This window comes from Streptomyces cyaneofuscatus, from assembly GCF_000718135.1.
GTDB classification, from domain to species: Bacteria; Actinomycetota; Actinomycetes; order Streptomycetales; family Streptomycetaceae; genus Streptomyces; species Streptomyces cyaneofuscatus.
On sequence record NZ_JOEM01000022.1, the window covers coordinates 19,384 to 43,105 of the forward strand.

Here is a 23,722-nt window from a genome sequence, read left to right on the forward strand (position 1 = left end):
GCCCCTTGGCGTATCCACGGCGTCAGCGTCCCGGTGCCGTGGTGCGCAGCACTCCCGGTGCGGCGCCCAGGTCACCGACGTGGACCGTCACCCGTCCCCGCACGGGGACACCGGTGCCCGGGTCGAGGACGTAGTCGAACCAGTCGTACCCCAGGTGGCCGTGGAACGGGTCGTAGATCACCGATCCGTCCGGCTCGACCGCGGTGACCCCGTGGCGGGCCGGGCCGACGCCGATGAGCCGTACGCCCTCCCCCAGTCCGTCGGCGAGGCCCTTGAGGACCCCGCGGTGTCCCGGCAGCAGCAGCATGCTGCGGCCCTGCGGGGGCAGGGCGGCGATCCGGAAGCCGCGGTCCTTGAGGGAGGAGGTCGTGGAGGTGAGGCTCGTACCGTTGCCGGCGATGATGCCCGCGCGCAGGACGGGGACCAGGAAGGCGTCGGGCGGCACATAGGCGTTCACCCGGAGGGTGAACCTGGCGATCCGCTCCACGCCAGGTGTGGTCGATGTGGCGTAGCGGTCGCCGGTGGGCAGCAGCTTGAGACCGGCCAGGTTCTCGATGGTGGCGACCCGGGTGAACGATTCCGCCATGAGGTAGCCGTAGAAGCGGGCGCCGTCGCCCTCCGGGGTGAGGATCCACTCGCAGGCGATCTGCTCACCGGGCCGCACCGGCAGCGCGGGGTCGCGGTCGCAGCGGAGCTCCGAACGGCAGACGATCGAGGGGGTGTCCTGCTGGACGCTGTGCAGGCGCGCCAGGGTGAAGGTGCTCATGAGGGTTCCGCCTCCCAGCCCGTGCCCAGGGTGCGTGCCCGTGTCAGCTCGTGGTGGGTCGCGTCGTCGGGCCAGGTCACCGCGTCCGGCGGGAAGTGCGCGCGGTCGAGGTCGACGGCCCAGTGCGCGGGCACGACCTGCTCCGCCACCAGCGAGTAGGCGACGAAGCGGGCGCAGGCGAGGGCACCGTCCGGCGTCATATGGACCGGGTCGCGCAGCCCTTCGGGGTAGTTCGGGTGTTCGCCCGGCTCCAGGTTGACGAAGAAGGGCCGTACGCCTTCGGGCCCGAGCTCCGCCCACCACTGGTGGCTCCGGTTGTACAGGTCGATGTAGGGGACGCTGCATTCGGCCGCCACGTCGGCCATCGCCATCGGGTACTCCGTGATGCTCCTCGGCAGGTTGCCGTGCACGTCGTGGGTGTCGCGTTCCGGCGGGCTGACGAGAACCGGGTGGGCGTTGCGCTCGCGGGCCCCGTCGATGAACGCCCGCAGGTGCACGGGGAAGTCGCCGTAGGCCTCGGCGTGGAGCCACTCGTCCGGTTTGGCGTCGTTGATCCCGAAGCAGATGAGCAGGTAGTCACCCGGGGAGATGTTCGCCAGGATCCAGTCGAGCCGGCCCCGCTCGTGGAAGGTCCGCGCGCTCGCCCCGGCCCGGGCACAGTTCACGACCTCGATCTCAGGCGTGAGGAAGAAGTGCAGCACCTGCCCCCAGCCGGTCATGGGGGCCTTGCCGGCCTCGCGCGTCACGGTGGACGAACCACCGGCCAGGAAGATCCTGGGCGGCCGCGGCGGCTGGTGGAACCCCTCAGACAGCACGCTCCCAGCTGCCCTTCTCCTGGATGTGCGGAGCGCCGTGGAGGCCGGCGTCGGCCAGCGGCGCCACCTCGGGGGCCGGCAGCAGTTCCGCCACCGGGCCGGACGGGCCGAGGTCGATGGCGCTCGCGTCGCCGAGGGCGTCGATCTCCTCGTACACCCGCTCGCAGTTCCCGTCGCCCCGGTGGGCGAAGAAGAACTCGGCGCGCTCCCGGTAGGGGCTCTGGACCGTGAACTTCCGGGCCATGGCCGCGATGATCTCGTCGACGGCGGCGTCGACGGTGCGGCAGACCGGGCCGAAGCCGTCCTCCGACAGGTTGAAGTAGCCCCGCTTGTAGTGCCGTCCGTAGAAGTCCTCCTCGTCGAAGGGGACATGGACCAGCGGGATGCCCATGTAGGCCACGTCGAAGAAGACCGAGGAGTAGTCGGTGACCATGAGGGAGCACTCCTTCATGGCCTGCTGGACGTTGCGGGTCTTCGGGTCGGCGACCTGGATGGCGGGCGAGTCCAGGCGGAAGTGGTGCAGGTGCGGCCGGATCTCGTAGTGGGGGAAGAACTCCAGGTCGACGCCGAAGTGTTCCAGCGCCTGCGCGAGTCTCCGGTCGGAGAGCAGCGACCGGTAGAACCGGAAGTACTCGGACTGGGTGAAGGCCGTCTTGGCCGGTCCGGCCGCCTTCTTGTAGGAGGCCGTCACGATCCACTGCCGCCAGGTCGGCATGAGCAGGATCCGCGGCCGTTTCGTGGGTTCCCGGCGCAGGGCGTCGAAGCGGGGCAGGCCGGCCAGCACCGCGCGGTCACCGAACCCGGCCTCCAGCGCCAGGTATTCGCGTTCCTGGCGGCCGGCGGCGACGATCAGGTCGTAGCTGGTGATCCGCTGATCGATCCCGGACGTCACGTCGTTGTAGCTGATGCCGTGCGTCAGGAAGACCCGCTGGTACTTCACCAGCTCGCCGAAGCGGTGCAGGAAGAGCACCTTCCGGTAGCCGTCGGGCACCAGATAGGACTCGGAGTCGTACGAGCCGATCAGCTTGGTCGCGTGCAGCAGGTACATCCGGTGCTTGAAGGAATTGAGCTTGAGCACCCTGCCGAACCCGGCGACCTTGGCGTGGTCCGGGGACTTCCCGTCGATGACGTAGTAGGCCTTGCGGCGCTTGCGGTTGGTCCGGATCCACTTGAAGAAGTGGTACGAGTTGTCCTGGGCGGTGTCCGACCGCTCGCCGATGAGCCAGATCTCCCGGGAGTTGAGGAACGGATAGGTCAGCCAGTAGGCCAGCCGCATCCGCCAGCCCGGGTTGCGGGTCTTGAGGATGCGGATCTCGCGGGCCGTGCGCCACAGCGCGTGCTTGGCCCGGGCCCGGAGCTTCCGGTCGACGAACCGCAGGTGGAGCGCCTCCTGCGCGCCGATGGTGAGCATGTAGGGGTGCCGGCCGATCCGCCCGGGGCCCTTGAGACGGTGGAGCGGCAGCCGCGCCTTCATGACGACGTTGCGGTGGCGCACCCCGTCCACCCGGTGGACGCGGAGCCGGAAGTCCCCGACCCCGAAGCCGCCGCGGACCAGGTCCGCGAGAGGGATCTCGGCGTACCAGCCGGCGTACAGGTCACGGTTGTTGCGGGTGTTCCACAGGTCGCGGCGGGCCACCTGCCGCAACGGGACGCTGATCTTGGCCTTCGCCGTCTGGTGGACGAACTCCAGCCGGTTGTCGAGGGGGCCGCTGATGTCCATGCCGGGGAAGGCCATGCAGCCCTCCACCACCAGCACATCGCCTCGGGTACGGACCGACTCCACCACGACGTTGGGGTCGTTGACCCGGGCGGTCCGGGTGTTCCCGGCACCGCCGTCGAAGTCGCGGTGGAACCCGTCGTCGTCGATCTCCAGCCGCAGGGGCGCCTCGGCGAGGGCGGGTGCCGGATCGCAGAAGAGCTCCAGGTTGCCGCTCTTGGCCGCGTAGTGGTCGAGCTGCTGGGCCGGGTTGGTCGCGTACTCCAGGATGATGTCGTCGGGTATCTCCGCGTAGTGGCGGTGGAGGTCCGGAAACATCTCCTCCAGCTGCCTGCGGCCCATGACGCTGCGGGCGTTGCAGAGGAAGCCCTTGTAGGTGCGCGTCACATAGCGCTGGAACATGCGCCGGACGTCGGCCGGCTCGGTGACGGTGTAGTTCAGCAGGAAGTGGTTGAGCCGCAGGTGGTCCCGGTAGTTCGCCGGTTTGCTCCACAGGGAGTCCATGATGGACGACCCGTCCGGGCGGCCCCGGTAGTAGTAGACCGGGCGGTCGACGATGCTGATCGCCTCGGCCCGCAGCATGCTCGGCAGGGTGACCCAGGCGTCCTCGAAGTGGACCCCCTCGCCGAAGCGCACCCCCAGGCGGCGCAGCAGGCCGGTGCTGAACACCTTGTTGCAGGCGGACCCGCTGAAGATCAGGTCCGGCACCGCGGCCAGGTCGTCGATCCGGCGGTCCCCGCTGCCGAAGTACTGCTTCCAGGGGCCGTAGGGGCGGTCCGGGAAGTTCACCAGATCCCCGACGACCACCTCGGAGCCGTCCCGCCAGGCGGCCTGGAGCATCAGGGAGAGGGCCTGCTCGCCGAGGATGTCGTCGGAGTCGAGGAAGGTGACGTAGGGGGCGGTGACGAGGTCGAGGCCGTTGTTACGGGCGTTGCCGAGCCCGCCGTTCTCCTGGTGGACCACGGTCACGTTGGCGTAGTGGAGCGCGAAGTCGTCCAGGATCCGCGGCGTCTCGTCGGTCGCTCCGTCGTCGACCAGGATGACCTGGGTGGCGGCGAAGCCCTCCTGGGCCGCGATGGAGGAGAGGCAGTCGTCGAGGTACTGGGCGACGTTGTAGCAGGGGACGACGACGGCCATCTCGAAGGGGTGGTCCTGGGTGGCGAAGGGCCGGTGGAGCCGGCCGCGCCACCACATCCACGGTGCGTCGGGGTCCATCTGGGCGGACTCGAAGGTCCGGTGGCCGGCGGTCGCGGCGCGCAGGGCCAGGTTACCGCTGACGGTGCGGTAGCCCTCGAACTCCTCGTCGTCCGAGGTGAAGCGGAGCCCGCCGAGTTCGGCGTCGCGCACGTTGAGGGGCGATCGCGACCTGGCCCGGTTCCATTCGACGACGAGGGAGACGTTCCAGACGGTGCTCTCCGCGTACGTGTCGCCGATGAGGGCCGCGAGGTCCGCCGCCCCGCCGAAGGAGACGAAGCGGTCGTCGATCTCGACGCCCGGGACGGGGGCCGTGATGTCCTTCTTGGTGTGCCGGTTGCGCACGGCCAGGGTGAGCTTGAGGTCGTCACCGGACGTGATGCGCCCGAACCGGTTGACCAGCCGGCCCTGGAACCGGAACTTCGACGGCGCGTCGAGCGACCAGGTGTCGAGCTGGGCGAAGAGCGGCTCACGGGCGAGCTTGTCCTGCGTCAGTCCGAGCTCGGTGACGTCGAGCATGCGCCGGGCGTCCGGCAGGTGCAGGTGGTCGCCCGACCAGTAGACGCGGCCCTCGTCCTCCAGGAGGAAGGACGACAGCACGCTCTTGCGCTGGGCGTAGTCCAGCGTCGTCAGCGCCGCCTCGATCTCCTGGTACATGACGAGGTACGCCCGCACGCGGTCCACCGGGTCGCACAGCTCGAAGGCCTCGTCGCTGACCGTGCGGAGATAGCTGCTCGCGATCTCGGCGAAGCCCTGCTGGAACTCCGGGTCGCCCTCGGAGAGCGCCCGCATGTAGAGGCGGAGGTCGTGCGCGAGGAACTTGGAGTCCTTGCGCACCTTGAGCTGCCACAGGCCCCGGTCCAGGAGGAAGGCGTCGGTGGCGCGGTGCACGGCGACCCGGTCCGTGATGCTGCGCAGCTCACCGGTGCGGCCGGTGATGGATGCGCCGTCGGGCTCCCACATCCACCGGTACACGGGGTCGGTGATGATGGTGATGCCGTCGGCCAGGCAGCCCGCGACGGTGGAGAAGTAGGTGTCCTCGTAGAACACCCCTTCGGGGAACCACACGCCCGACCCGCGCAGGAAGTCCACCCGGTAGAGCTTCGCCGCCGCGATGGGGTCGGTCAGCATCAGGGGGAACTCGGCGAGGCCCGGCACCGTACGCGCCATCGCGTACACCTCCGGCGCCCATCCCTCGGTGTCGCCGGTCGCCCGGTTGACCCGGACCGCCCGGCCGGCGGTGATGTCGCTGCCGCTCTCCAGCGCCCCGGCGAGCAGCAGTTCGCAGGCGCGCGGCGGCAGTTCGTCATCCGCGTCCAGGAACGTCACGTACCGGCCGGCCGCCTGCGCGATGCCCAGGTTGCGGGGTGCGCCGACACCGCCGCTGTTGGTGGGCCTGCGCAGCACGCGGACGCGGTGGTTGTCACCCGCGAAGCTCTTCACGACGTCGAGGGTGCCGTCGGTGGAGGCGTCGTCGACGACGATCACCTCGACCAGTTCGTACGTCTGGTTGACGGCCGACTGGAGGGCCTTGCCGATCGTCGTGGCCGCGTTGTAGGCGGGGATGACGACGGTGACCCAGACGTCGGGGGTGTCCTGTTCGTAGCTCATCGAGGCTCCCTCACTCGCCCGGGTGACCGTGCTGCTGCGGCTGGTGGGTGTGGGGGGCTGTGTACAGGGGCCGGATCTGTGTCCGGGTGGCGGCCCCGTGGTCCGAGGGCCGCTCGTAGGCCTGCGGGAAGTCCTGCGCGTACGGCGGCGGCCACGCGTCGCGGACCGGCGGCTCGTAGGGGTCCGTGTAGGGCTGGTCCGCGTAGGGCTGGGGGTACGGCTGGAAGCCCGGGTCGTCCTCCGGCTGCGGGTTCAGCAGCTCGGCGTCGGCCAGGATCTGTTCCGGCACTCCGCGGCGGTGCCGGCCGCGGTGGAGGTGGGGGGATATGGTCCCGGACGTGCTCGGGGCGTTCGCGTTCAGCTCGGCCATGACCTCGGTGAAGTCGCGGGTGGAGAGCCAGAACTTGTACATGATGATGAGCTCGAAGATGCCCATCAGCACGGCCGAGACCAGGACCGTCATCAGGATGTGGCCGATCAGCGGCCCCACGATGAAGATGAACATCTGGAACTCGATGCCGCTGATGAGGTGCGGCCTGATCCGGCTGCGCAGCAGGGCCTGGCGCACCCTGCGGTACCAGGGGAACCGGTGGCGGAACTGGGCGTGCAGGTCGACGACCTGACCGGCGCCTGCCTGCTTGAGCAGCTCGGCCTCGGCCTCGGGGTTGTCGCGCAGGAGGTCCTCCATGAACTGGACCTTCGGCGCCTCCTCGTCGGCCCGGGAGGCCTCGGCGGCGAGCTCCGCCTCCCGCTGCTCCTTGGTGACCTTCTCGATCTTCGCCCGCATCGACATGCGCATCTTGTAGATCTGGAGGGCGTCGACATAGCGGAGCATGTCGAGGAAGACCACCACCAGGGCGGCGAGGAGAAACCTTTCGTCCTCGGTGCTGAGGTACTGGCCGCCCATCAGGGCCAGGGCGCAGAACAGCACCCGGATACGGTCGAAGACGTAGTCGAGCCAGCCGCCGAAGACCGTGCCGTTGCCCTTGAGCCGGGCGAGCTTTCCGTCGATGCAGTCGAGGATGAAGCTCAGGTGGTAGAGCGCCGCCCCGATGACGAGGGACTGCGTGTCCCCCTTGAGGAAGAACCCGGCCGAGCCGAGGCCGATGAAGAGCGCCGCCCAGGTGACCCGGTTGGGGGTGATGAAGTCGAACCGCGCCATGACGATGAGCATGCGGGTCGCGACCGGGTCGACCAGGGCCACCGTCCACCAGGCATCACGTTTCTTGCAGGTGAGCTTCTGGACAGCACGCAGGGAGAGTTTGGCCATGACCCCTCAGTCACGAGAACGACAGCGAACACCCCCCGGGCCACGCACAGGGAGCCTCCATGTTCACGTAACCCCCGCGGGTTCTTCACATGAGAGATACTTGGACTTTATCAAAACCTGAACAGCGAACCGTCAGGTTTGTTGTCAAGAAGGTCTCCGAGCGATCAAGAATGATGAGCCGTCGTCACACTGCGTTCCACTCGCCGAAGTGGAAGGCCCCGGTCGGTGACAGACGGTTCGCCACCGACAGCCGGGCCCCCGCGCCGACGGTTGCCAACGTCACTCCCCCGGTGCGGTCGCGGACCATCGCGGGCATCAGGGCTGAGGGGGCGCCGAGGTCGTTCCACCAGACCCCCGCGTCGGGCCGACCCTGGGCATGGGCGCCCACCACACACGCGCCGTCGGGCCCGGAGCGTACGAGAGCGGAGAAGGTCCAGCCCTCCGACTCGACGCCCGGCACCCCGGTGACCGGTCCCCCGCCGTCCGCGCCGCCGAGCGGGAGCACGGACGCGGTGTCCGGCTGCCAGACGCAGGGCTCGTTGGTGCGCAGGTCCCGGAAGAGGAGCGTGCCGGGCTCGGGGCCGGCCGCCAGCGATCCCGGCGCCGGGGAGACGGTGATGCTCCGGTCCTCGGTCCAGGGCGCGCCGGCCCCGGGCCGGAACCACCGCACCACGGTGGCGGAGTCCCGGGCGCGGGCGAAGACCTCGACGTCCCCCCGGGCGGTGACGACGGTCACGATCTCGTCCGCGATCCGGACCCCGCTCAGGTGCTGCCACGGCGTCCAGCTCCCGTCCGCCCCCTGCATGCGGTAGCTGACGCTGTGTCCGAAGTTCCGGGCGAAGACGAGGAGCGCGCCGGACGCGTCGAAGGCCGCCGCCGGAAACCCGCCCTCGCGGCTCTTGTGCCGGTCCCCGGGGTTGGGGCTGCCGAGGGAGTGCCACGGGGTGAGGGGACCGCCGGTGCGGTACTGCGCGGCCCGCACGACGGACACGTCCTCGCCGCCGTCCTTACGCGGCGTCCTGCGGAGCGCGAAGAGGTGTACGAATCCCTGCGGGTCACGGCAGACGGTCAGGGCGGGCATCAGCCGGGGTCCGGCGAGGGTCTCGGGCCCCCGCCAGACGCGGCCGCCCGGTTCGGCCTGGGTCCAGCGCAGCACTCCGCCCGCCGAGGGCAGGAAGGCGGTCAGCCTTCCGTCGAAGCCCTCGGCCAGCCAGTTCACCGTCGGCGGGTAGCGCAGCGGAGCGGTGATGTCGCCCCGCTCGTCCGCACCCGCCCTGCGGCACTCGACGAAGACCGGCTCCCCCGTGGCGAGTTGGTGGTCACGGGCGGCCGCGAGCGCGTCGAGGGCCGTGGCGGCGTGGCCGGGCGGTACGTCGTACGCGGGCACGCCGGTGCCCTCGTCGTACGCCGACCGGACCGGGTCGGGGTCCTGTACGAGCAGCCGCTGCGGGCGGACCTCGCGGAACTCCTTGAGCAGGCTCTCCCGGCCACGCCCCTGCTGCCCGCCGAGCGTGCGCGGGGCGTGGGCCACCCGGCAGCCGCGCCCCTCGGCTTCGGCGAGTGCCCGGTCCAGGGCGGTCCGGCCCTCCTTGCCGTCCTCCTCGGAGCAGATCACGCCGATGGCGACAGCGCGCTGCCCGGCGACGAGCGGCACCGCGTCCCGGTGCTTCGCGACGACGACCGTCACCGTCGGGAGAGCGGCGGTACTCATATCCGCCGCCAGTCACTGAGGGTCAGGCCCTGGCCGTCCTCCTGGCGGGCGACCGCCGGCCGCCCCTCGGTGTCCAGGGCCGCCACCACCACGCGCCCGTGGCCGTCCCGAGCGAGCGACGGATCCCCCTGGCAGCGCATCGCGGTGTCGGTCCACCACACACCGGACTGCTCGCCCTCGGTCGCGCACACCCCGAGGGTGACGGTCCCGGCGATGCCCCGGACGGCCAGCACCGTGCAGTCGATGCCGTCCAGTTCGGTCCGGAGAGCGGCGATACGGCCGTCCGCCGGGGCCCCGCCCAGCGGCACGGGCCACGAACCGGGACGCAGGGCGACCACACCCCCGCCGGCCGCGTCGGTCAGGTAGTACGTGATCCGGCCGGCCGCGGTCTCCAGCGGGGCCACCGAACCCGGCACCGGTACCACCTGTGCCTCGTCCCCCCGCTCCATGGGCCTCCCGGGCGTCATCTGGCGCAGGTGCAGGGCCGACACCCGGGTGGGGACGAGAACCTGGACCAGGGCGTCCGAGGTCGCCGCCGGGACCGGGCCGTCCGTCGCCCCGGCCGCGTCGAGCACGGACCAGGGGACCCAGGCCCCCTTCCGGTTCTCACGGCGCAACGCCACACCGCCGGGACCGGTCGGGACACAGACGTAGAGAGCACCGTCGGACCGGACGGCCCCCGTCGGCGCACCCACCTCCACGGCCTTCTCGATCTCCTTGAAGGGGTTCCCGAGCGAGTGCCACGGGGTCATGGGCCGGCCCGTCTGGTACTGGGTGGCGTACATGACGTCGACGTGGGACAGGCCGTCGGCCCTCGGCCGGGTCCGGAGCCCCAGGAAGTGCACGTAGCGGTCCTGTCCGTGCACCACGCCGAGGTGGGTGATCCCCTTGGCGGGGAGGGATTCCGGCCCGTGCCACCGGGAGCCGCCCGCCGTGGTCTGCGTCCACCGCAGGATCGTGTCCTCGGCATGGACGTAGACCGTCAGCCTGCCGTCGTATCCGGTCACCAGCCACGGGCCGCCCAGGGGGCGGGGGGAGGCGGCCGCGGCGGAACCGTTCCGAGGTCCGGCGAGGCGCGGGGAGGCGCTTGGCATGCTGGTGGTCACCCTCCGGGGCTGGTGGCCCTCGCCGGGCGAGGGGACAGGTCGGTCGTGGGGGCAGGGCAGGGTCGGTCAGCGTGGGGCAGGGCAGAGCCGGTCAGGCGGAGGGGGACTCGGCGGACGGCCGGCGCGCGGCCGGGTGGAGCCCGCACCAGCCTTCCCAGGCCGAAGCCACCATCGCGCGGACGTCGTGGCGGGCCGACCAGCCCAGCTCCCGCGCGATGCGGTCGGCCGAGGCGACGACCCGGGCCGGGTCGCCGGGCCTGCGGGGGGCGGAGACCGGCTCGGCGGCGGGGCCGTACCCGGTCACCTCGCCGATCAGGTCGATCATCTCGCGTACCGAAACGCCTTCCCCACGGCCGATGTTGACCGTCAGATCCGTTCCGGGAGCGCGGCCGAGGAGAGCCTTCGCCGCCGCCAGATGGGCCGAGGCGATGTCCTCGACGTGGATGAAGTCGCGCTCGCAGGTGCCGTCCGCGGTGTCGTAGTCGTCGCCGAAGACCACCGGCGCCGCGCCCTCGGTGAGCTTCTCGAAGACCATGGGCACGAGGTTGAAGACGCCGGGGTCGACGAGGTGGGGGGCCGCCGCGCCCGCCACGTTGAAGTAGCGCATCGAGGCGGTCGCCATGCCGTGGGCCCGCCCCGCCGCCCGCACCATCCACTCACCGGCCAGCTTGGTCTCGCCGTACGGGTTGACCGGGGCGCACGGCGTGTCCTCCGTGACCCGCTTCACGTCCGGCATCCCGTACACGGCGGCCGACGAGGAGAACAGGAACGCGCGCACCCCGCTGTCCGCCGCCGCCTCCAGCAGCGTCCCGAGCCCCTGGACGTTCTCCCGGTAGTAATGGAGGGGCCGCTCCATGGACTCCGCGACCTGCTTCTTCGCCGCGAGGTGCACGACTCCGCGCACCGACAGATCGCTCATCGCACGCCGCAGGCAGGAGGCGTCGAGCGTCGACCCGTGCACGAAGGGCACCCCGTCGGGAACGCGCGCACGGTCTCCGGTGGAGAGGTCGTCGTAGACGGCGACGGGCTCACCGGCCGCCGTCATGGCGCGCACGACATGGGCCCCGATGTAGCCTGCACCGCCCGTTATCAACCAAGTCATGAGCGAATAATAGTTCGACGCGCCCACGGCCCCTTATCCACGTCGGCCCATCCGCGCCAGGGCTCATCTGTTCTATAGTGCTCGGTCTGTCGAACATTCACGGACCGGTCACACCCCCCACCCGAGTCCCCCGTACTCCCCTGCTCCCTGGGCGAAGAGATTTGAGGACTCGAGCACGATGAGCCATGACGAGACGACACCCGGCCCCCGCGCCTCCCGACGCGCGGCGAAACCGCTCAAGCGCCGCCGCGGCCTGAAGTTCACCCTCGGTGTCCTGCTCGTCCTGCTGCTCGCCGGTGGCGGCACCGTCTACTGGCTCTTCAGTCAGCTCGACGGCAACATCAAGGGCGTCGACATCAACAAGGCGCTCGGCGAGGACCGTCCGGAGAAACTCCCCACCAGCGGGCAGAACCTGCTGGTCCTGGGCTCGGACTCGCGGGCCGGGGCGGAGAACAAGGAGCTGGGCGGCGGTGGGAGTGTGAGCGGCGCCCGCTCCGACACCGCGCTGGTCGTCCACATACCCGAGGGCCGGGCGAAGGCCGTCGCCGTCTCCATACCGCGCGACACTCTGGTGACCCGGCCCGAGTGCGTCAAGGACGACGGAACGACGGTGCCGGCCAAGGAACGCGAGATGTTCAACGCCGTCTACTCCCTGGTCGGTCCGGCCTGTGTGGTGAAGACGGTGGAGAAGATGTCCGGCGTCCGCATCGACCACTACCTGGAGATCAACTTCGCCGGGTTCAAGGACCTGGTCGACGCCATCGGCGGCGTCACCGTCGACGTACCGCAGGACATCAAGGACAAGGCGAGCGGGCTGGACCTCACCGCGGGCCCGCAGAAGCTGGACGGCACCGAGTCCCTCGCGTACGTCCGGACCCGGCACGGCATCGGCGACGGCAGTGACCTCGGCCGCATCGGGCTCCAGCAGCAGTTCCTGATCGCCCTGCTGAGCGAGGTCAAGTCGCAGGACCTGCTGGGCAGTCCGGCCGGCTCGTACCAAATCGCCAACTCGGCCACCAAGTCGCTCACCACCGACTCGGGGCTCGCCTCGCTCACCTCGCTGGCGGAGTTCGCCCGCTCGATGAACGGCGTCGACCCGGCCTCGATGGAGACGATCATGCTGCCGGTGGCGTACGACAAGATCGACCGGGCCCGGGTCGTGGCGGCCGAGCCGCAGGCCGGTCAGCTGTGGAAGGCGATCCGCGAGGACACCCAGATCCCCGAGGAAGCGAAGAAGTCCCCCGCCACCGGCGGCTGACGGTCCATCGCGACCTGCTCCCCGTGGCACCCTGCCGGGATGAGCGAGGACGCGGCGGTACTGGTGATCGTGGACGGAGCCAACGTGGTCGGGTCCGTGCCCGACGGCTGGTGGCGCGACCGGCGGGGGGCGGCGGAGCGGCTGCGGGACTCCCTGGTCCCGTACGCGGCGGCCGGGCTGCCGGGGCTGCCCGGCCCGGCCGAGATCGTGCTCGTGGTCGAGGGAGCCGCCCGGGGCGTCGCGTCCGTGGCCGGGGTCCGGGTCGAATCGGCCCCCGGCAGCGGTGACGACCTGATCGCCGGGTTGGCGGCCGCCGCCGGCCCGGACCGGGAGTGCGTCGTCGTCACCGCCGACCGAGGGCTGCGGCAGCGGGTCGAGGCGTACGGGGCCCGGTGCGTGGGGCCCCGTACCGTACGGCCTTAGGGCGTGTCCGGCCCTGATCAGCCGGACACACGCTAGCGGCCCCTCTTCCCCAGCAGGCTGTGGGAACGCCCGTACACGAAGTAGATGACCACGCCGAGCACCATCCAGGCGCCGAACCGGACCCAGGTCTCCACGGGCAGGTTGAGCATCAGCCACACCGACGCGGCCACCGAGACGATCGGGAGCAGCGGCACCCAAGGGGTGCGGAACGCGCGGGGCAGGTCGGGCTGGGTGCGGCGCAGGACCAGGACGCCGAGGGCGACGACGACGAACGCGAAGAGCGTGCCGATGTTCACCAGGGTGGCCAGCTCCTCGATGCTCGTGAACCCGGCGATGATCGCGATCAGCACGCCGAGCAGGATCGTCGGGCGGTAGGGCGTGCGGAAGCGCGGGTGCGTCTTGGAGAAGAAGCGCGGGAGCAGCCCGTCGCGGCTCATCGCGAAGAAGACCCGGGTCTGGCCGAGCAGCAGGATCATGCAGACCGTGGTGAGGCCGACCGCCGCGCCGAAGCTGATCAGCCCGGCGTAGAAGGGGTGCCCGGTGGCCTTGAAGGCGTCGGCCAGCGGGGCGCTGACGGAGAGTTCGCTGTAGTGCTGCATACCGGTGACCACGAGCGAGACCGCCACGTAGAGCACCGTGCAGATGATGAGCGAGCCGAGGATGCCGCGCGGCATGTCGCGCTGGGGCAGCTTGGTCTCCTCGGCGGCGGTGGCCACCACGTCGAAGCCGATGAAGGCGAAGAAGACGATGGAGGCGGCGGTGAAGATGCCCATGATGCCGAAGTTGGTGGGTTCGTAGCCGAACATCAGCTGAACCAGCGGGGCGTCCCAGCCGCCGCCCGTCTCCTGCTTCTCGGCCGGCGGGATGAAGGGCTTGTAGTTCTCGGCCTTGATGAAGAACAGCCCCGCGATGATCACCATGAGGACCACGGCGACCTTGATGGCCACCACGACCGAGGTGACCCGGGCGGACAGCTTCATGCCGACGACCAGGATGGCGGTCAGTACCAGCACCAGGGCAAAGGCCAGGATGTCGAAGCCGAATCCTTCCGCCACATCCGGTCCCGAGAGCACTTCGGGCATCGTCCAGTCGACGTTGTCCATCAGCGAGCGGACGTAGCCGGACCAGCCGACCGCGACCACCGCGGTGCCCAGAGCGAACTCCAGCACCAGGTCCCAGCCGATGATCCAGGCCACCAGTTCGCCCAGCGCGGCGTACGCGAAGGTGTACGCGGAGCCGGCCACCGGGACGGTGGAGGCGAACTCGGCGTAGCAGAGCGCGGCCAGCGCGCAGACGACGCCCGCCACGGCGAACGCGATGGCGGTGGCCGGGCCCGCCGTCTCCTTGGCGACCTGGCCGGTGAGGACGAAGATGCCGGTGCCGATGATGACACCGACGCCGAAGACCGTCAGGTCCAGGGCGGAGAGGGACTTCTTGAGCGCGTGTTCCGGCTCCTCGGTGTCACGGATCGACTGTTCGACGGACTTGGTGCGGAACATGCCGTTTCCGCGGGGTGGTGTGACCTGCGCGCTCACCTGCGTACCTCCACGCACTCGTTGTGAACGCCATGATGGGGACCGGGGGCCGCATGATCGCGCCATCTGGCCCGTTTCATGCGAACGGGCCGGGAGAACCACCCGTACAGGGGCGGTTCTCCCGGCCCATCGGCCGTACGGAGAGGTACGCGGACCCGGTCCTGATCCGCCGGACACGCCCTAGTCGCGGGCGGGCTCCACGGCACGGCTCTCGAAGCGGCCGTCCAGCTTGGCGACCAGACCGGTGACCTGGCGGGCGATGTCCGGGGCGGTCAGTCCGATCTCGGCCATGACCTCGCTGCGGGAGGCGTGGTCGAGGAAGACCGGCGGGATGCCGAAGTCGCGCAGCGGTACGTCGACGCCGGCGTCGCGCAGGGCCTGGGCGACGGCGGAGCCGACCCCTCCGGCGCGGCTGTTGTCCTCGACGGTGACGACGACGCGGTGGCGTTCGGCGAGCGGGGCGAGGGCCTCGTCGACCGGTTTGACCCAGCGCGGGTCGACGACGGTGGAGGAGATGCCCTGGGCGTCCAGCAGGTCGGCGATCTCCAGGCACATCGGGGCGAGCGCGCCGACCGAGACGACCAGGACGTCGGGGCGGGCCGTCTTCGGCTCGCGCAGGATGTCCATGCCGCCGGCCCGGCCGACGGCCTTGACCGCCGGGCCGACCGCGCCCTTGGAGAAGCGGACCACGGTGGGCGCGTCGTCGACGGCGACGGCCTCGCGCAGCTGGGCGCGGACCTGGTCGGCGTCGCGCGGGGCGGCGATGCGGAGGGTGGGCACGCACTGGAGGATCGACATGTCCCACATGCCGTTGTGCGAGGCGCCGTCCGTGCCGGTGATGCCGGCCCGGTCCAGGACGAAGGTGACGCCGCACTTGTGCAGGGCGACGTCCATGAGGACCTGGTCGAAGGCGCGGTTGAGGAAGGTGGCGTAGACCGCGAAGACCGGGTGGAGGCCGCCGGTGGCGAGACCGGCCGCGGAGACCGCGCCGTGCTGCTCGGCGATGCCGACGTCGTAGATCCGGTCCGGGAAGGCCTTCTCGAACTTGCCGAGGCCGACCGGCTGGAGCATGGCTGCGGTGATCGCGACGATGTCCTCGCGCTCGTGGCCGAGCTTGACCATCTCCTCGCCGAAGACGGAGGTCCAGTCGAGGCCGGAGGTGGAGATGGGCAGGCCGGTGTCCGGGTGGATCTTGCCCACCGCGTGGAAGCGGTCCGCCTCGTCCTCCAGGGCCGGGGTGTAGCCGCGGCCCTTCTGGGTGAGGCAGTGCACGATGACCGGGCCGCCGAAGCGCTTGGCGCGCTGGAGCGCGGATTCCAGGGCCTCGATGTCGTGGCCGTCGATGGGGCCGACGTACTTCAGGCCGAGGTCCTCGAACATGCCCTGCGGGGCGATGAAGTCCTTCAGGCCCTTCTTCGCGCCGTGCAGGGTCTCGTAGAGCGGGCGGCCGACGACGGGCGTGCGCTCCAGGATGTCCTTGCCGCGGGCCAGGAACCGTTCGTAACCGTCGGTGGTACGGAGCGTGGCGAGGTGGTTGGCCAGGCCGCCGATCGTCGGAGCGTACGAGCGCTCGTTGTCGTTGACGACGATGACCAGCGGGCGGTCCTTGGCGGCGGCGATGTTGTTCAGCGCCTCCCAGGCCATACCGCCGGTGAGCGCGCCGTCACCGATGACCGCGACGACGTGGTCGTCCTTCTTCAGGACCTCGTTCGCCTTGGCCAGGCCGTCGGCCCAGCCGAGGACCCCGGAAGCGTGGCTGTTCTCGATGATGTCGTGCTCGGACTCGGCCTGCGAGGGGTAGCCGGAGAGGCCGCCCTTCATCTTGAGGCGGGAGAAGTCCTGGCGGCCGGTGAGCAGCTTGTGGACGTAGGCCTGGTGGCCGGTGTCCCACAGCACCTTGTCCTGGGGCGACTCGAATACCCGGTGCAGGGCGATGGTGAGCTCGACGACGCCCAGGTTGGGGCCGAGGTGTCCGCCGGTCTTGGACACCGCGTCCACGAGGAAGGTGCGGATCTCCTCCGCGAGCTCCTCCAGCTCACCGAGGCTGAGCCGGTCCAGGTCGCGCGGTCCCTTGATGCGGGTCAGCAGATCCACCCGTGCCTCCTTGCGTTTGAGCTGATCGAGCGTGCCGATCCGATGAGTCTAATGTTCCACTGCCGGGCCTGGGCAGCGGGAGCCTGTGTTCGAGCGCGGCCGGCCCGGGACGCGCAGGTGCCCGGCACCCCTGTGGGGCGCCGGGCACCTGCGCGGATCCGCGGGTCAGGCGCGGCCTGCGGTCTTCTGGGTCTTACGGGTGACGGAGTCGATGACGACCGTGGCAAGCAGCACGGCGCCGGTGACCATGTACTGGATCGGCGTGGCGATGCCCTCCAGCGACAGTCCGTACTGGATGGAGACGATGACCATGACACCGAGCAGCGCGTTCCAGGTGCGGCCGCGGCCGCCGAAGAGGCTGGTGCCGCCGATGACGGCCGCCGCGATGACGTTCATCAGCAGGTCGCCGGTGCCGGAGCCCTGGTTCGCCGCCGCGATCTTGGAGGCCCAGAACAGGCCGCCGATCGCCGCGAAGGTGCCCGCGATGGAGAAGACGGAGATCCGGATCGCGGTGACGTTGATACCGGCGCGCCGGGAGGCCTCGACGCTGCCGCCGAGCGCGAAGATCTTCCGCCCGTAGGCCGTGCGGCGCAGCAGGAAGTCCGTGCCGACCAGGACGATCAGGAAGAGGACCAGGGCGAGCGGCAGGCCGCGGTACTGGTTGAACATGTACGCGGCGGCGAACGCGAACACCGCGAGGACGCCGGTACGCACCGCGATGTCGGCGATCGGCCGGGACGGGATGCCCGCGGCCTCGCGGCGGCGGGTGTCCAGGAAGGCGGCGGCGAAGTAGCCGATGACCGCGATCGCGGCGAGCCCGTAGGCGGCGGCGACGTCGGAGAAGTAGTACGTGGTCAGCTTGCCGACCACCCCGTCGCCGTCCAGGTTGATGGTGCCGGAGTCGCCGAGCAGCTGGAGCATGAAGCCGAGCCAGAACAGCAGGCCGGCCAGGGTGACGGCGAAGGCGGGTGCGCCGATCCGGGCGAAGAAGAAGCCGTGGATCGCGCCCATCACGGCGCCGCTGACGATGGCGACGAGGATCGCCAGCCACTCGTTCATGCCCTGGGTGACGCTGAGCACCGCGACCAGGGCGCCGGAGACACCGGAGACGGAGCCGACCGAGAGGTCGATCTCACCGAGCAGCAGGACGAAGATGATGCCGACGGCCATCATGCCGGTGGCGACCATCGTGGTGGCGATGTCGCTGATGTTCTTCGCGGAGAGGAACTCGGAGTTCATGCTCTGGAAGACGATGGCGATGATCGCCAGGCCGACGACGACCGGGATGGAGCCCAGGTCGCCACCGCTGATCTTGCGCTTGAACTCGGTGATGTAGCCGCCGAAGCCCTGCTCACGGATGAGCAGGCGGGGGTCGACGACCGTGGCGGCGCCCTCGGCCGCGTCCGGGTTGCCGACCGGCGGCGCGTCCGCCGGGGCGGAGGTCTTGTCCAGCGAGGTCGCGGACTTGTCGGTGGTCACTTGGAAACCTCCGCGTTGCGCGCCGCACGTCGGGTCACGGCGTTGTCCGTGGCGCCCGTGATGGCGGAGATGATCTCTTCCTGCGAGGTGGTCTTCACATCGAAGACCCCGTTGTTCCGGCCCAGCCGGAGCACGGCGACCTTGTCGGCGACGGCCTTCACATCGGCCATGTTGTGGCTGATGAGGATGACCGCGTGGCCGCGCTCGCGCAGCCGCTCGACGAGGTCGAGGACCTGGGCGGTCTGCTCGACGCCGAGGGCGGCGGTCGGCTCGTCGAGGATGACGAGCTTGGGCTCACCGAGCATCGACCGGGCGATGGCCACCGTCTGGCGCTGGCCGCCGGAGAGCGAGGCGATCGGGATGCGGACGCTCGGGATGCGGATGGAGAGCGTGGACAGCAGCTCGCGGGAGCGGCGCTCCATCTCCACCTCGTCCAGGATGCCGAACTTGCGCAGCTCCCGGCCCAGGTAGAGGTTGCCGACGACATCGATGTTGTCGCACAGCGCGAGGTCCTGATAGACGGTCGCGACGCCGAGGTTCTGGGCGTCGTGCGGCTTGTCGATCTGGACGGCCCTGCCCTCCCACTCGATGACTCCCTCATCGATGGGGTGCACTCCGGCGATCGTCTTGACCAGCGTTGATTTACCGGCGCCGTTGTCGCCCACCAGGGCGACCACCTCACCGGCGTGGACCTCAAGCTCTACATCGGTGAGTACCTGGACGGCACCGAATCGCTTGGAGACCCCTCGCAACGCCAACACGGGCGTAGCGGTCACGTGAACCATCTCCTTCGCCGCCTGACCGGCGGGGGATGCCGCGCCCGGGGGAAGGCGCGGCGGTCGAGCAGAAGAAAAGAAAAAGGGGGGAAGCGTTCCGTCCGGCGCCCCGCCCGGTAGCGGGACGGTTGGTGGGCGGGACACCGGACAGGCTTCGTGGCGCGCGCGGGCCGGCTGTGCGGCGGCGCGTGCGCGGCAGGGGTGCCGTGGCGCCTTCGCGTGGACGCGTCGGGCGGTACGGCGGGGGGGCGTCCTCTCCGGCCGTGACCGGCGGGACGCCCCCGGGGGCCTACTTCAGGCCGATCTTGTCGCAGGAGGCCTTGTACTTGCCCGAGCAGATCTCGTCCAGCGTCCAGATGCCGTCCTTGATGACGGTGTCCTTGATGTTGTCCTTGGTCAGCGAGATGACCGGGACGAGGACCGTCGGGATGCCCTTGGTCGTGGCGCTGTCGACCTTCGAGGTGGCGATGGAGTCGAGCTTCTCGCCCTTGGCGAGCGCGACGGCCATCTCCGCGGCGACGATGCCCTCGGCCGGGTAGGACTTGTAGACGCTCATGAACTGCTCACCGGTGACGATGCGCTGCACGCCCGCCAGCTCGGCGTCCTGGCCGGTGACCGGGGGGAGCGGGGAGAGACCGGAGGCCTTGAGGGCGGTGATGATGCCGCCCGCCATGCCGTCGTTGGCGGAGTAGACGCCGTCGATCTTGTCCTTGCCGAGCGCGGTGATCGCCGCTTCCATGTTGGCGTTGGCGTTCTCCGGCTTCCACTCCTTGGTGTCGTACTCCTTGCCGTACTTCACCTTGCCGTCGAGGACGGACTTGGCGCCCTTCTTGAAGAGCGCGGCGTTCGGGTCGGTGATCGCGCCGTTCATCATCACGATCGTGCCGCCGTCGGCCTTGTCGCCCAGGGCCTCCAGCAGGGCCTTGCCCTGGGCCCGGCCGACCTCTTCGTTGTCGAAGGAGGTGTAGGCGTCGATGGGGCCCTCGGCGAGGCGGTCGAAGGCGACGACGGGGATGCCCGCGTCCTTGGCCTTCTTCACGCTGTTGGCGATCGCCTTGGAGTCGACCGAGCCCACGATGAGGGCGTCGACCTTGTTGGTGATCATGGTGTCGACCTGCTGCGACTGCGTGTTCGCATCCTGCTTGGCGTTGGCGTAGATGACCTTCGCCTTGCCATCGGTGAGCTCGCCGATCTTCTTCTCGATGATCGGGCGGTCGAACTTCTCGTAACGGGCCGTCTGGTTCTCGGGGAGGAGCAGACCTATCTTCAGGTCGTCGCCCTTCTTCTCCGAGCCCTGTTCGGCCTTGTCGCCGGACTCCTTGGCGCTCCCGCAAGCGGCCAGCGAGATCGCCATCGTGGTGGCGGCAACGGCAACGGCGGCACGACGCATACGCGTGTTCATTCTCGAACCTCCCTGACGAGGCCGCGACGTTGCGGCCGAGGTGGCTGGAAGTCAACTCGGCCGCAGGGCCAGCGTCAAGGAGTAAATCCTTAACGAGATGACAACGGTGCCATTCGTTATCTAAGTGAAGGCAGGAGTCGCTGCGGGGAGGGTGCTCTCCAAAAGGGTTGAATCCCCCATCTCGCTCAGCACGAGGGCCAGGGCGCCCAGCACCTCGGCGCGGCCGCCCAGGGCCCCGGGGAGCACGGAGAGCTGCCGGGCGGCGCTGGGGATCGCGTAACGCGACACGGAGTCCCGTATCGGCCCCAGGACGAGCTCCCCGGCCTCCGCCAGCGAGCCGCCGAGCACGACCCGGCTGGGGTTGAGCAGGTTGCACAGGTTGGCGACACCGCTGCCTATGTGGCGGCCGACGTCACCGATCACCCGGCGGCACCCCGGATCGCCCTCACGGGCCAGCTGGACCACCCGCTCCATGGTGAGCCCGGGGCCGTGGCTGGGCTGGAGCAGGGGCAGGACGTACCGCGCGGCGGTGAAGGTCTCCAGGCAGCCGCGGTTGCCGCAGCGGCAGACCGGGCCGGACTCGTCGAGCGTGATGTGGCCGATCTCGCCGGCCGTGCCGCCGGGGCCCCGGTAGATGGTCCCGTCGATCACCAGACCGGCGCCGACGCCGCTGGCGACCTTGATGTACGCGAGGTCCTTGACGCCCCTGCCGCTGCCCCAGACCAGCTCGCCCAGGGCTCCGAGGTTGGCGTCGTTGTCGACGTACACCGGGACGCCGAGGCGGCCGGAGAGCTCCTCGCTGGGGTTGATGCCCGTCCAGCCCGGCAGGATCGAGGTGGAGCCCAGCGTTCCGGACTCCACGTCGATGGGTCCGGGCACGCCGAGGCCGACGCCGATGATCTTGTCCGGGCCGATGCCGGTCGCCTCTATCAGCCGGTTGACCAGCACTTCGGCCCGGTCGAAGCCCTCGGCGGAGGACGCGTCGACGTCCAGCGGCTCGGACTCCTCGGCCAGCACCTGGTGGGCCAGGTTGCCGACGGCGACCCGCAGGTGCGTGTGGCCGAAGTCGACCCCGATGACGATGCCCGCGTCACCGCTGAGGGAGACGCTGCGGGCCCTGCGGCCGCCCGCCGAGGTGGGCGTCACCTCGACCGTCCCGCCGTCCTTCAGCTCCCGGACGATATTGGAGACCGTGGCTGCGGAGAGCCCGGTGCTCCGGGCGATCTCCGCCTGGGTGAGCGACCCCGCCATCCGTACGGCGCGTACGACCCGCTCCAGATTGGCCCTGTGCAGCGATGTCTGCGACCCGGGAGTCTCCATCGACTCATCCACTCCTGCCCTTGGCGGGCGGTCCAGAGGACCGCCCCGGCCGGGGCAGCAGCGATGACACCCCGGCTTCCTCCAACATGTGAACTCTAAGCTGACCGTTCGGGGGTACCTTCCGTCAAGACCTGAGCACCGGCGCACCCACAACGGCCCGGTGCCCCGGCGGAGAAGTTCTCCGCCGGGGCACCGGGCCGTTGTGGATATGTGACCTTCTTACGCGTACGCGTGACCTACTTGAGCGCGCCCGCCGTCAGACCGGAGACGACCTGGCGCTGGAAGATGATGTACGCCGCCAGCACCGGGAGCATCGCGATCACCAGGCCGGCGAAGAGGCCGGAGTAGTCGCCCTTGTACCCCTGGCTGGAGGCCAGCTCCACCAGGCCCTGGGCGAGCACCCGCTTCTCCGGGTCGGTGTTGAGCACCGTCGGCAGCATGTACTGGTTCCACTGCCCCAGGAAGTTGAAGATGCCGACGCTGATCAGGCCGGGCTTGGCCATCGGCAGCATCACCTGGAAGAACGTCCGGGTGTGCGAGGCCCCGTCGATGATCGACGCCTCCGCGACCGAGGTCGGCAGCGTCCGGAAGAACGAGGTCAGGAAGAACACGGTGAACGGCAGCGAGTACGCGATGTACACGAGGATCAGGCCGTGGATCGTGTTCAGCAGCCCCATGTTGTCCATGACGTAGAACAGCGGGACCAGCGCCAGCATGATCGGGAAGCTCATGCCGCCGACGAACAAGAAGTAAATGAAGCGGTTGCCCGGGAACTCGAAGCGCGCGAGCACATAGGCGGCCATCGACCCGAGGACAAGGGTGCCGACGAGCGACCCGCCCACCACCAGGATGGTGTTGAGGAAGTACTCGCTCATATGGGCCTGGCTCCAGGCCCGGCCCCAGGCGTCGAAGTTCAGCGAGCTCGGCAGCGACCAGGGGGTGTTGAAGATGTCCGAGTCGGTCTTGAACGAGGACATCACCGCCCAGAACAGCGGCAGCACCACCATGACCGCCCACAGGATGAGCATCCCGTGCGAGAAGACGTTGAGGACCTGGCCCTCGCTCTTCTTCGCGGGGGCGGAGGAGCCCGTGGGGGCCGTACCGGTGCGCTGGGCGGGCACCTTGGCCGCGTCGGTGCCGGAGGAGGGCCCGGAGGCGCCGGAGGGAGGGGTGTCGGTGGTCTTCATCAGAACTCCAGCCGCTCGCGCCGGCCCACCCGCATGACGATGGCGGCGAACGCCAGGGTCACGAGGAGCAGGGCGACACCGATCGTGGTCGCGTAGCCCGCCTGTCCGTCACGGAACGCCGACTGGTAGACGTACAGCGGCAGGACGGTGGTCGAGTAGTCGGGCCCGCCGGGGCCGACGCTCATGATGTGGACGATGGCGAAGCCCTCGGCGCCGAGCGCCAGGATGCCCATGTAGACCCAGCCGGACTGGACCGTGTCCCACAACAGGGGCAGCGTGATCCGGAAGAAGGTCGTGAAGCGGCTCGCCCCGTCCAGCAGGGCGGCCTCGTAGAAGTCCTTGGGGATGGAGGCCATGCCCGCGGAGAAGAGCACCACGAAGAAGCCGGTGGTGCACCAGACCAGGACGCCCATGATGACCCAGAGGGCCAGCTCCGGGTCGCCCAGCCAGTCGGGGACGTCGTCGAAGCCCACGGCCTTGAGCGTGCCGTTGATCATGCCCTGGGCCGGGTCGAAGGCGAACTGGAACAGGATGGCCACGATCGCGATCGAGAGCACCTGCGGGAAGAAGTAGGCGATCTTGTAGAAGCCCGAGCCCCGGACGCCCGCGATGGCGGCGCCCTTGCGGCGCCGGCCGCCCACATTGAGCATGAAGGCGAAGAAGAGCGCGAGGCCCAGCGTCACCAGCGGCAGCAGAACCGCCAGCAGCACACTGTGCTGCAGCGATTTCCAGAAGATGTCGTCGTCGAGCATCTTGGTGTAGTTGTCGAACCCGACCATCTTGAAGTCGGGACTCAGCCCCGTCCAGTCCGTGAACGAGTAGTAGATGGACTGGATGAAGGGCCAGATGACGAAGATGACGTACAACGCCATCGGGACCACCAAGAACCCGACTATGAACCGGTATTTACCGTGTTGCATCGTTACCGACTCCGACCTTCCCCGAGCTGCCGCCGC

The 23,722-nt window shown here is 69.8% G+C and carries 17 protein-coding genes; 2 read left to right on the top strand and 15 right to left on the bottom strand.

The annotated features are described in order from the left end of the window. Positions 1-22 precede the first annotated feature (22 nt). From IF17_RS0129600 to galE, 7 genes are all read right to left on the bottom strand, one after another. A complete protein-coding gene (locus tag IF17_RS0129600) occupies positions 23-766 on the bottom strand; it encodes an Ig-like domain-containing protein (RefSeq protein ID WP_030572363.1) in 744 nt (247 codons plus the stop codon). Then, on the bottom strand, positions 763-1,581 hold the full coding sequence (locus IF17_RS0129605; RefSeq protein WP_030572366.1) for a rhamnogalacturonan acetylesterase: 819 nt from the start codon (positions 1,579-1,581) through the stop codon (positions 763-765). The genes IF17_RS0129600 and IF17_RS0129605 overlap by 4 nt, the downstream gene beginning before the upstream one ends. Then, entirely contained in the window at positions 1,571-6,103 is a 4,533-nt protein-coding gene (locus tag IF17_RS1000000137255) for a bifunctional glycosyltransferase/CDP-glycerol:glycerophosphate glycerophosphotransferase (RefSeq protein ID WP_030572369.1), read from the bottom strand. The genes IF17_RS0129605 and IF17_RS1000000137255 overlap by 11 nt, the downstream gene beginning before the upstream one ends. Before the next feature lie 10 nt (positions 6,104-6,113). Further along, on the bottom strand, positions 6,114-7,373 hold the full coding sequence (locus IF17_RS0129615) for a CDP-alcohol phosphatidyltransferase family protein (protein ID WP_030572372.1): 1,260 nt from the start codon (positions 7,371-7,373) through the stop codon (positions 6,114-6,116). 184 nt (positions 7,374-7,557) lie between these two features. Further along, positions 7,558-9,084, bottom strand: coding sequence for a DUF8189 domain-containing protein (locus tag IF17_RS0129620; RefSeq protein ID WP_030572375.1), 1,527 nt, complete (start codon positions 9,082-9,084; stop codon positions 7,558-7,560). Continuing rightward, positions 9,081-10,178 (bottom strand): PLL family lectin, encoded by a 1,098-nt coding sequence (locus tag IF17_RS0129625; RefSeq protein ID WP_030572378.1) that lies wholly within the window; start codon positions 10,176-10,178, stop codon positions 9,081-9,083. Before IF17_RS0129625 ends, IF17_RS0129620 begins: the two co-directional genes overlap by 4 nt. 103 nt (positions 10,179-10,281) lie before the next feature. Continuing rightward, entirely contained in the window at positions 10,282-11,292 is a 1,011-nt protein-coding gene (galE, locus tag IF17_RS0129630) for a UDP-glucose 4-epimerase GalE (protein ID WP_030572381.1), read from the bottom strand. Between the two features lie 178 nt (positions 11,293-11,470). Between galE and IF17_RS0129635 the strand changes: the two genes are divergently transcribed. Then, entirely contained in the window at positions 11,471-12,550 is a 1,080-nt protein-coding gene (locus tag IF17_RS0129635; RefSeq protein WP_030572385.1) for an LCP family protein, read from the top strand. 39 nt (positions 12,551-12,589) lie between these two features. Then, entirely contained in the window at positions 12,590-12,973 is a 384-nt protein-coding gene (locus tag IF17_RS0129640; protein ID WP_030572388.1) for a hypothetical protein, read from the top strand. Between the two features lie 32 nt (positions 12,974-13,005). Here the strand turns inward: IF17_RS0129640 and IF17_RS0129645 are convergent, their stop codons facing one another. From IF17_RS0129645 to IF17_RS0129680, 8 genes are all read right to left on the bottom strand, one after another. Continuing rightward, the gene (locus IF17_RS0129645; protein ID WP_030572390.1) at positions 13,006-14,472 is read right to left on the bottom strand and encodes an amino acid permease; all 1,467 of its coding nucleotides are present in this window, start codon (positions 14,470-14,472) and stop codon (positions 13,006-13,008) included. 216 nt (positions 14,473-14,688) lie between these two features. After that, entirely contained in the window at positions 14,689-16,602 is a 1,914-nt protein-coding gene (dxs, locus tag IF17_RS0129650; RefSeq protein WP_030572393.1) for a 1-deoxy-D-xylulose-5-phosphate synthase, read from the bottom strand. Positions 16,603-16,767: 165 nt separating this feature from the next. Beyond that, positions 16,768-18,081 carry a sugar ABC transporter permease gene (locus IF17_RS0129655; RefSeq protein WP_030572396.1) on the bottom strand — a complete coding sequence of 438 codons (1,314 nt, stop codon included), beginning with the start codon at positions 18,079-18,081 and terminating at the stop codon, positions 16,768-16,770. Further along, on the bottom strand, positions 18,078-18,866 hold the full coding sequence (locus tag IF17_RS0129660; RefSeq protein WP_026241920.1) for an ATP-binding cassette domain-containing protein: 789 nt from the start codon (positions 18,864-18,866) through the stop codon (positions 18,078-18,080). The genes IF17_RS0129655 and IF17_RS0129660 overlap by 4 nt, the downstream gene beginning before the upstream one ends. A 280-nt stretch (positions 18,867-19,146) precedes the next feature. Beyond that, positions 19,147-20,259 (bottom strand): sugar ABC transporter substrate-binding protein, encoded by a 1,113-nt coding sequence (locus IF17_RS0129665; RefSeq protein WP_030572399.1) that lies wholly within the window; start codon positions 20,257-20,259, stop codon positions 19,147-19,149. A 120-nt stretch (positions 20,260-20,379) separates the two neighbouring features. Then, on the bottom strand, positions 20,380-21,579 hold the full coding sequence (locus tag IF17_RS0129670) for an ROK family transcriptional regulator (RefSeq protein ID WP_018514490.1): 1,200 nt from the start codon (positions 21,577-21,579) through the stop codon (positions 20,380-20,382). Between the two features lie 236 nt (positions 21,580-21,815). After that, the gene (locus IF17_RS0129675) at positions 21,816-22,766 is read right to left on the bottom strand and encodes a carbohydrate ABC transporter permease (protein ID WP_030572402.1); all 951 of its coding nucleotides are present in this window, start codon (positions 22,764-22,766) and stop codon (positions 21,816-21,818) included. Then, on the bottom strand, positions 22,766-23,686 hold the full coding sequence (locus IF17_RS0129680) for a carbohydrate ABC transporter permease (protein ID WP_030572405.1): 921 nt from the start codon (positions 23,684-23,686) through the stop codon (positions 22,766-22,768). The genes IF17_RS0129675 and IF17_RS0129680 overlap by 1 nt, the downstream gene beginning before the upstream one ends. Positions 23,687-23,722: the final 36 nt, after the last annotated feature.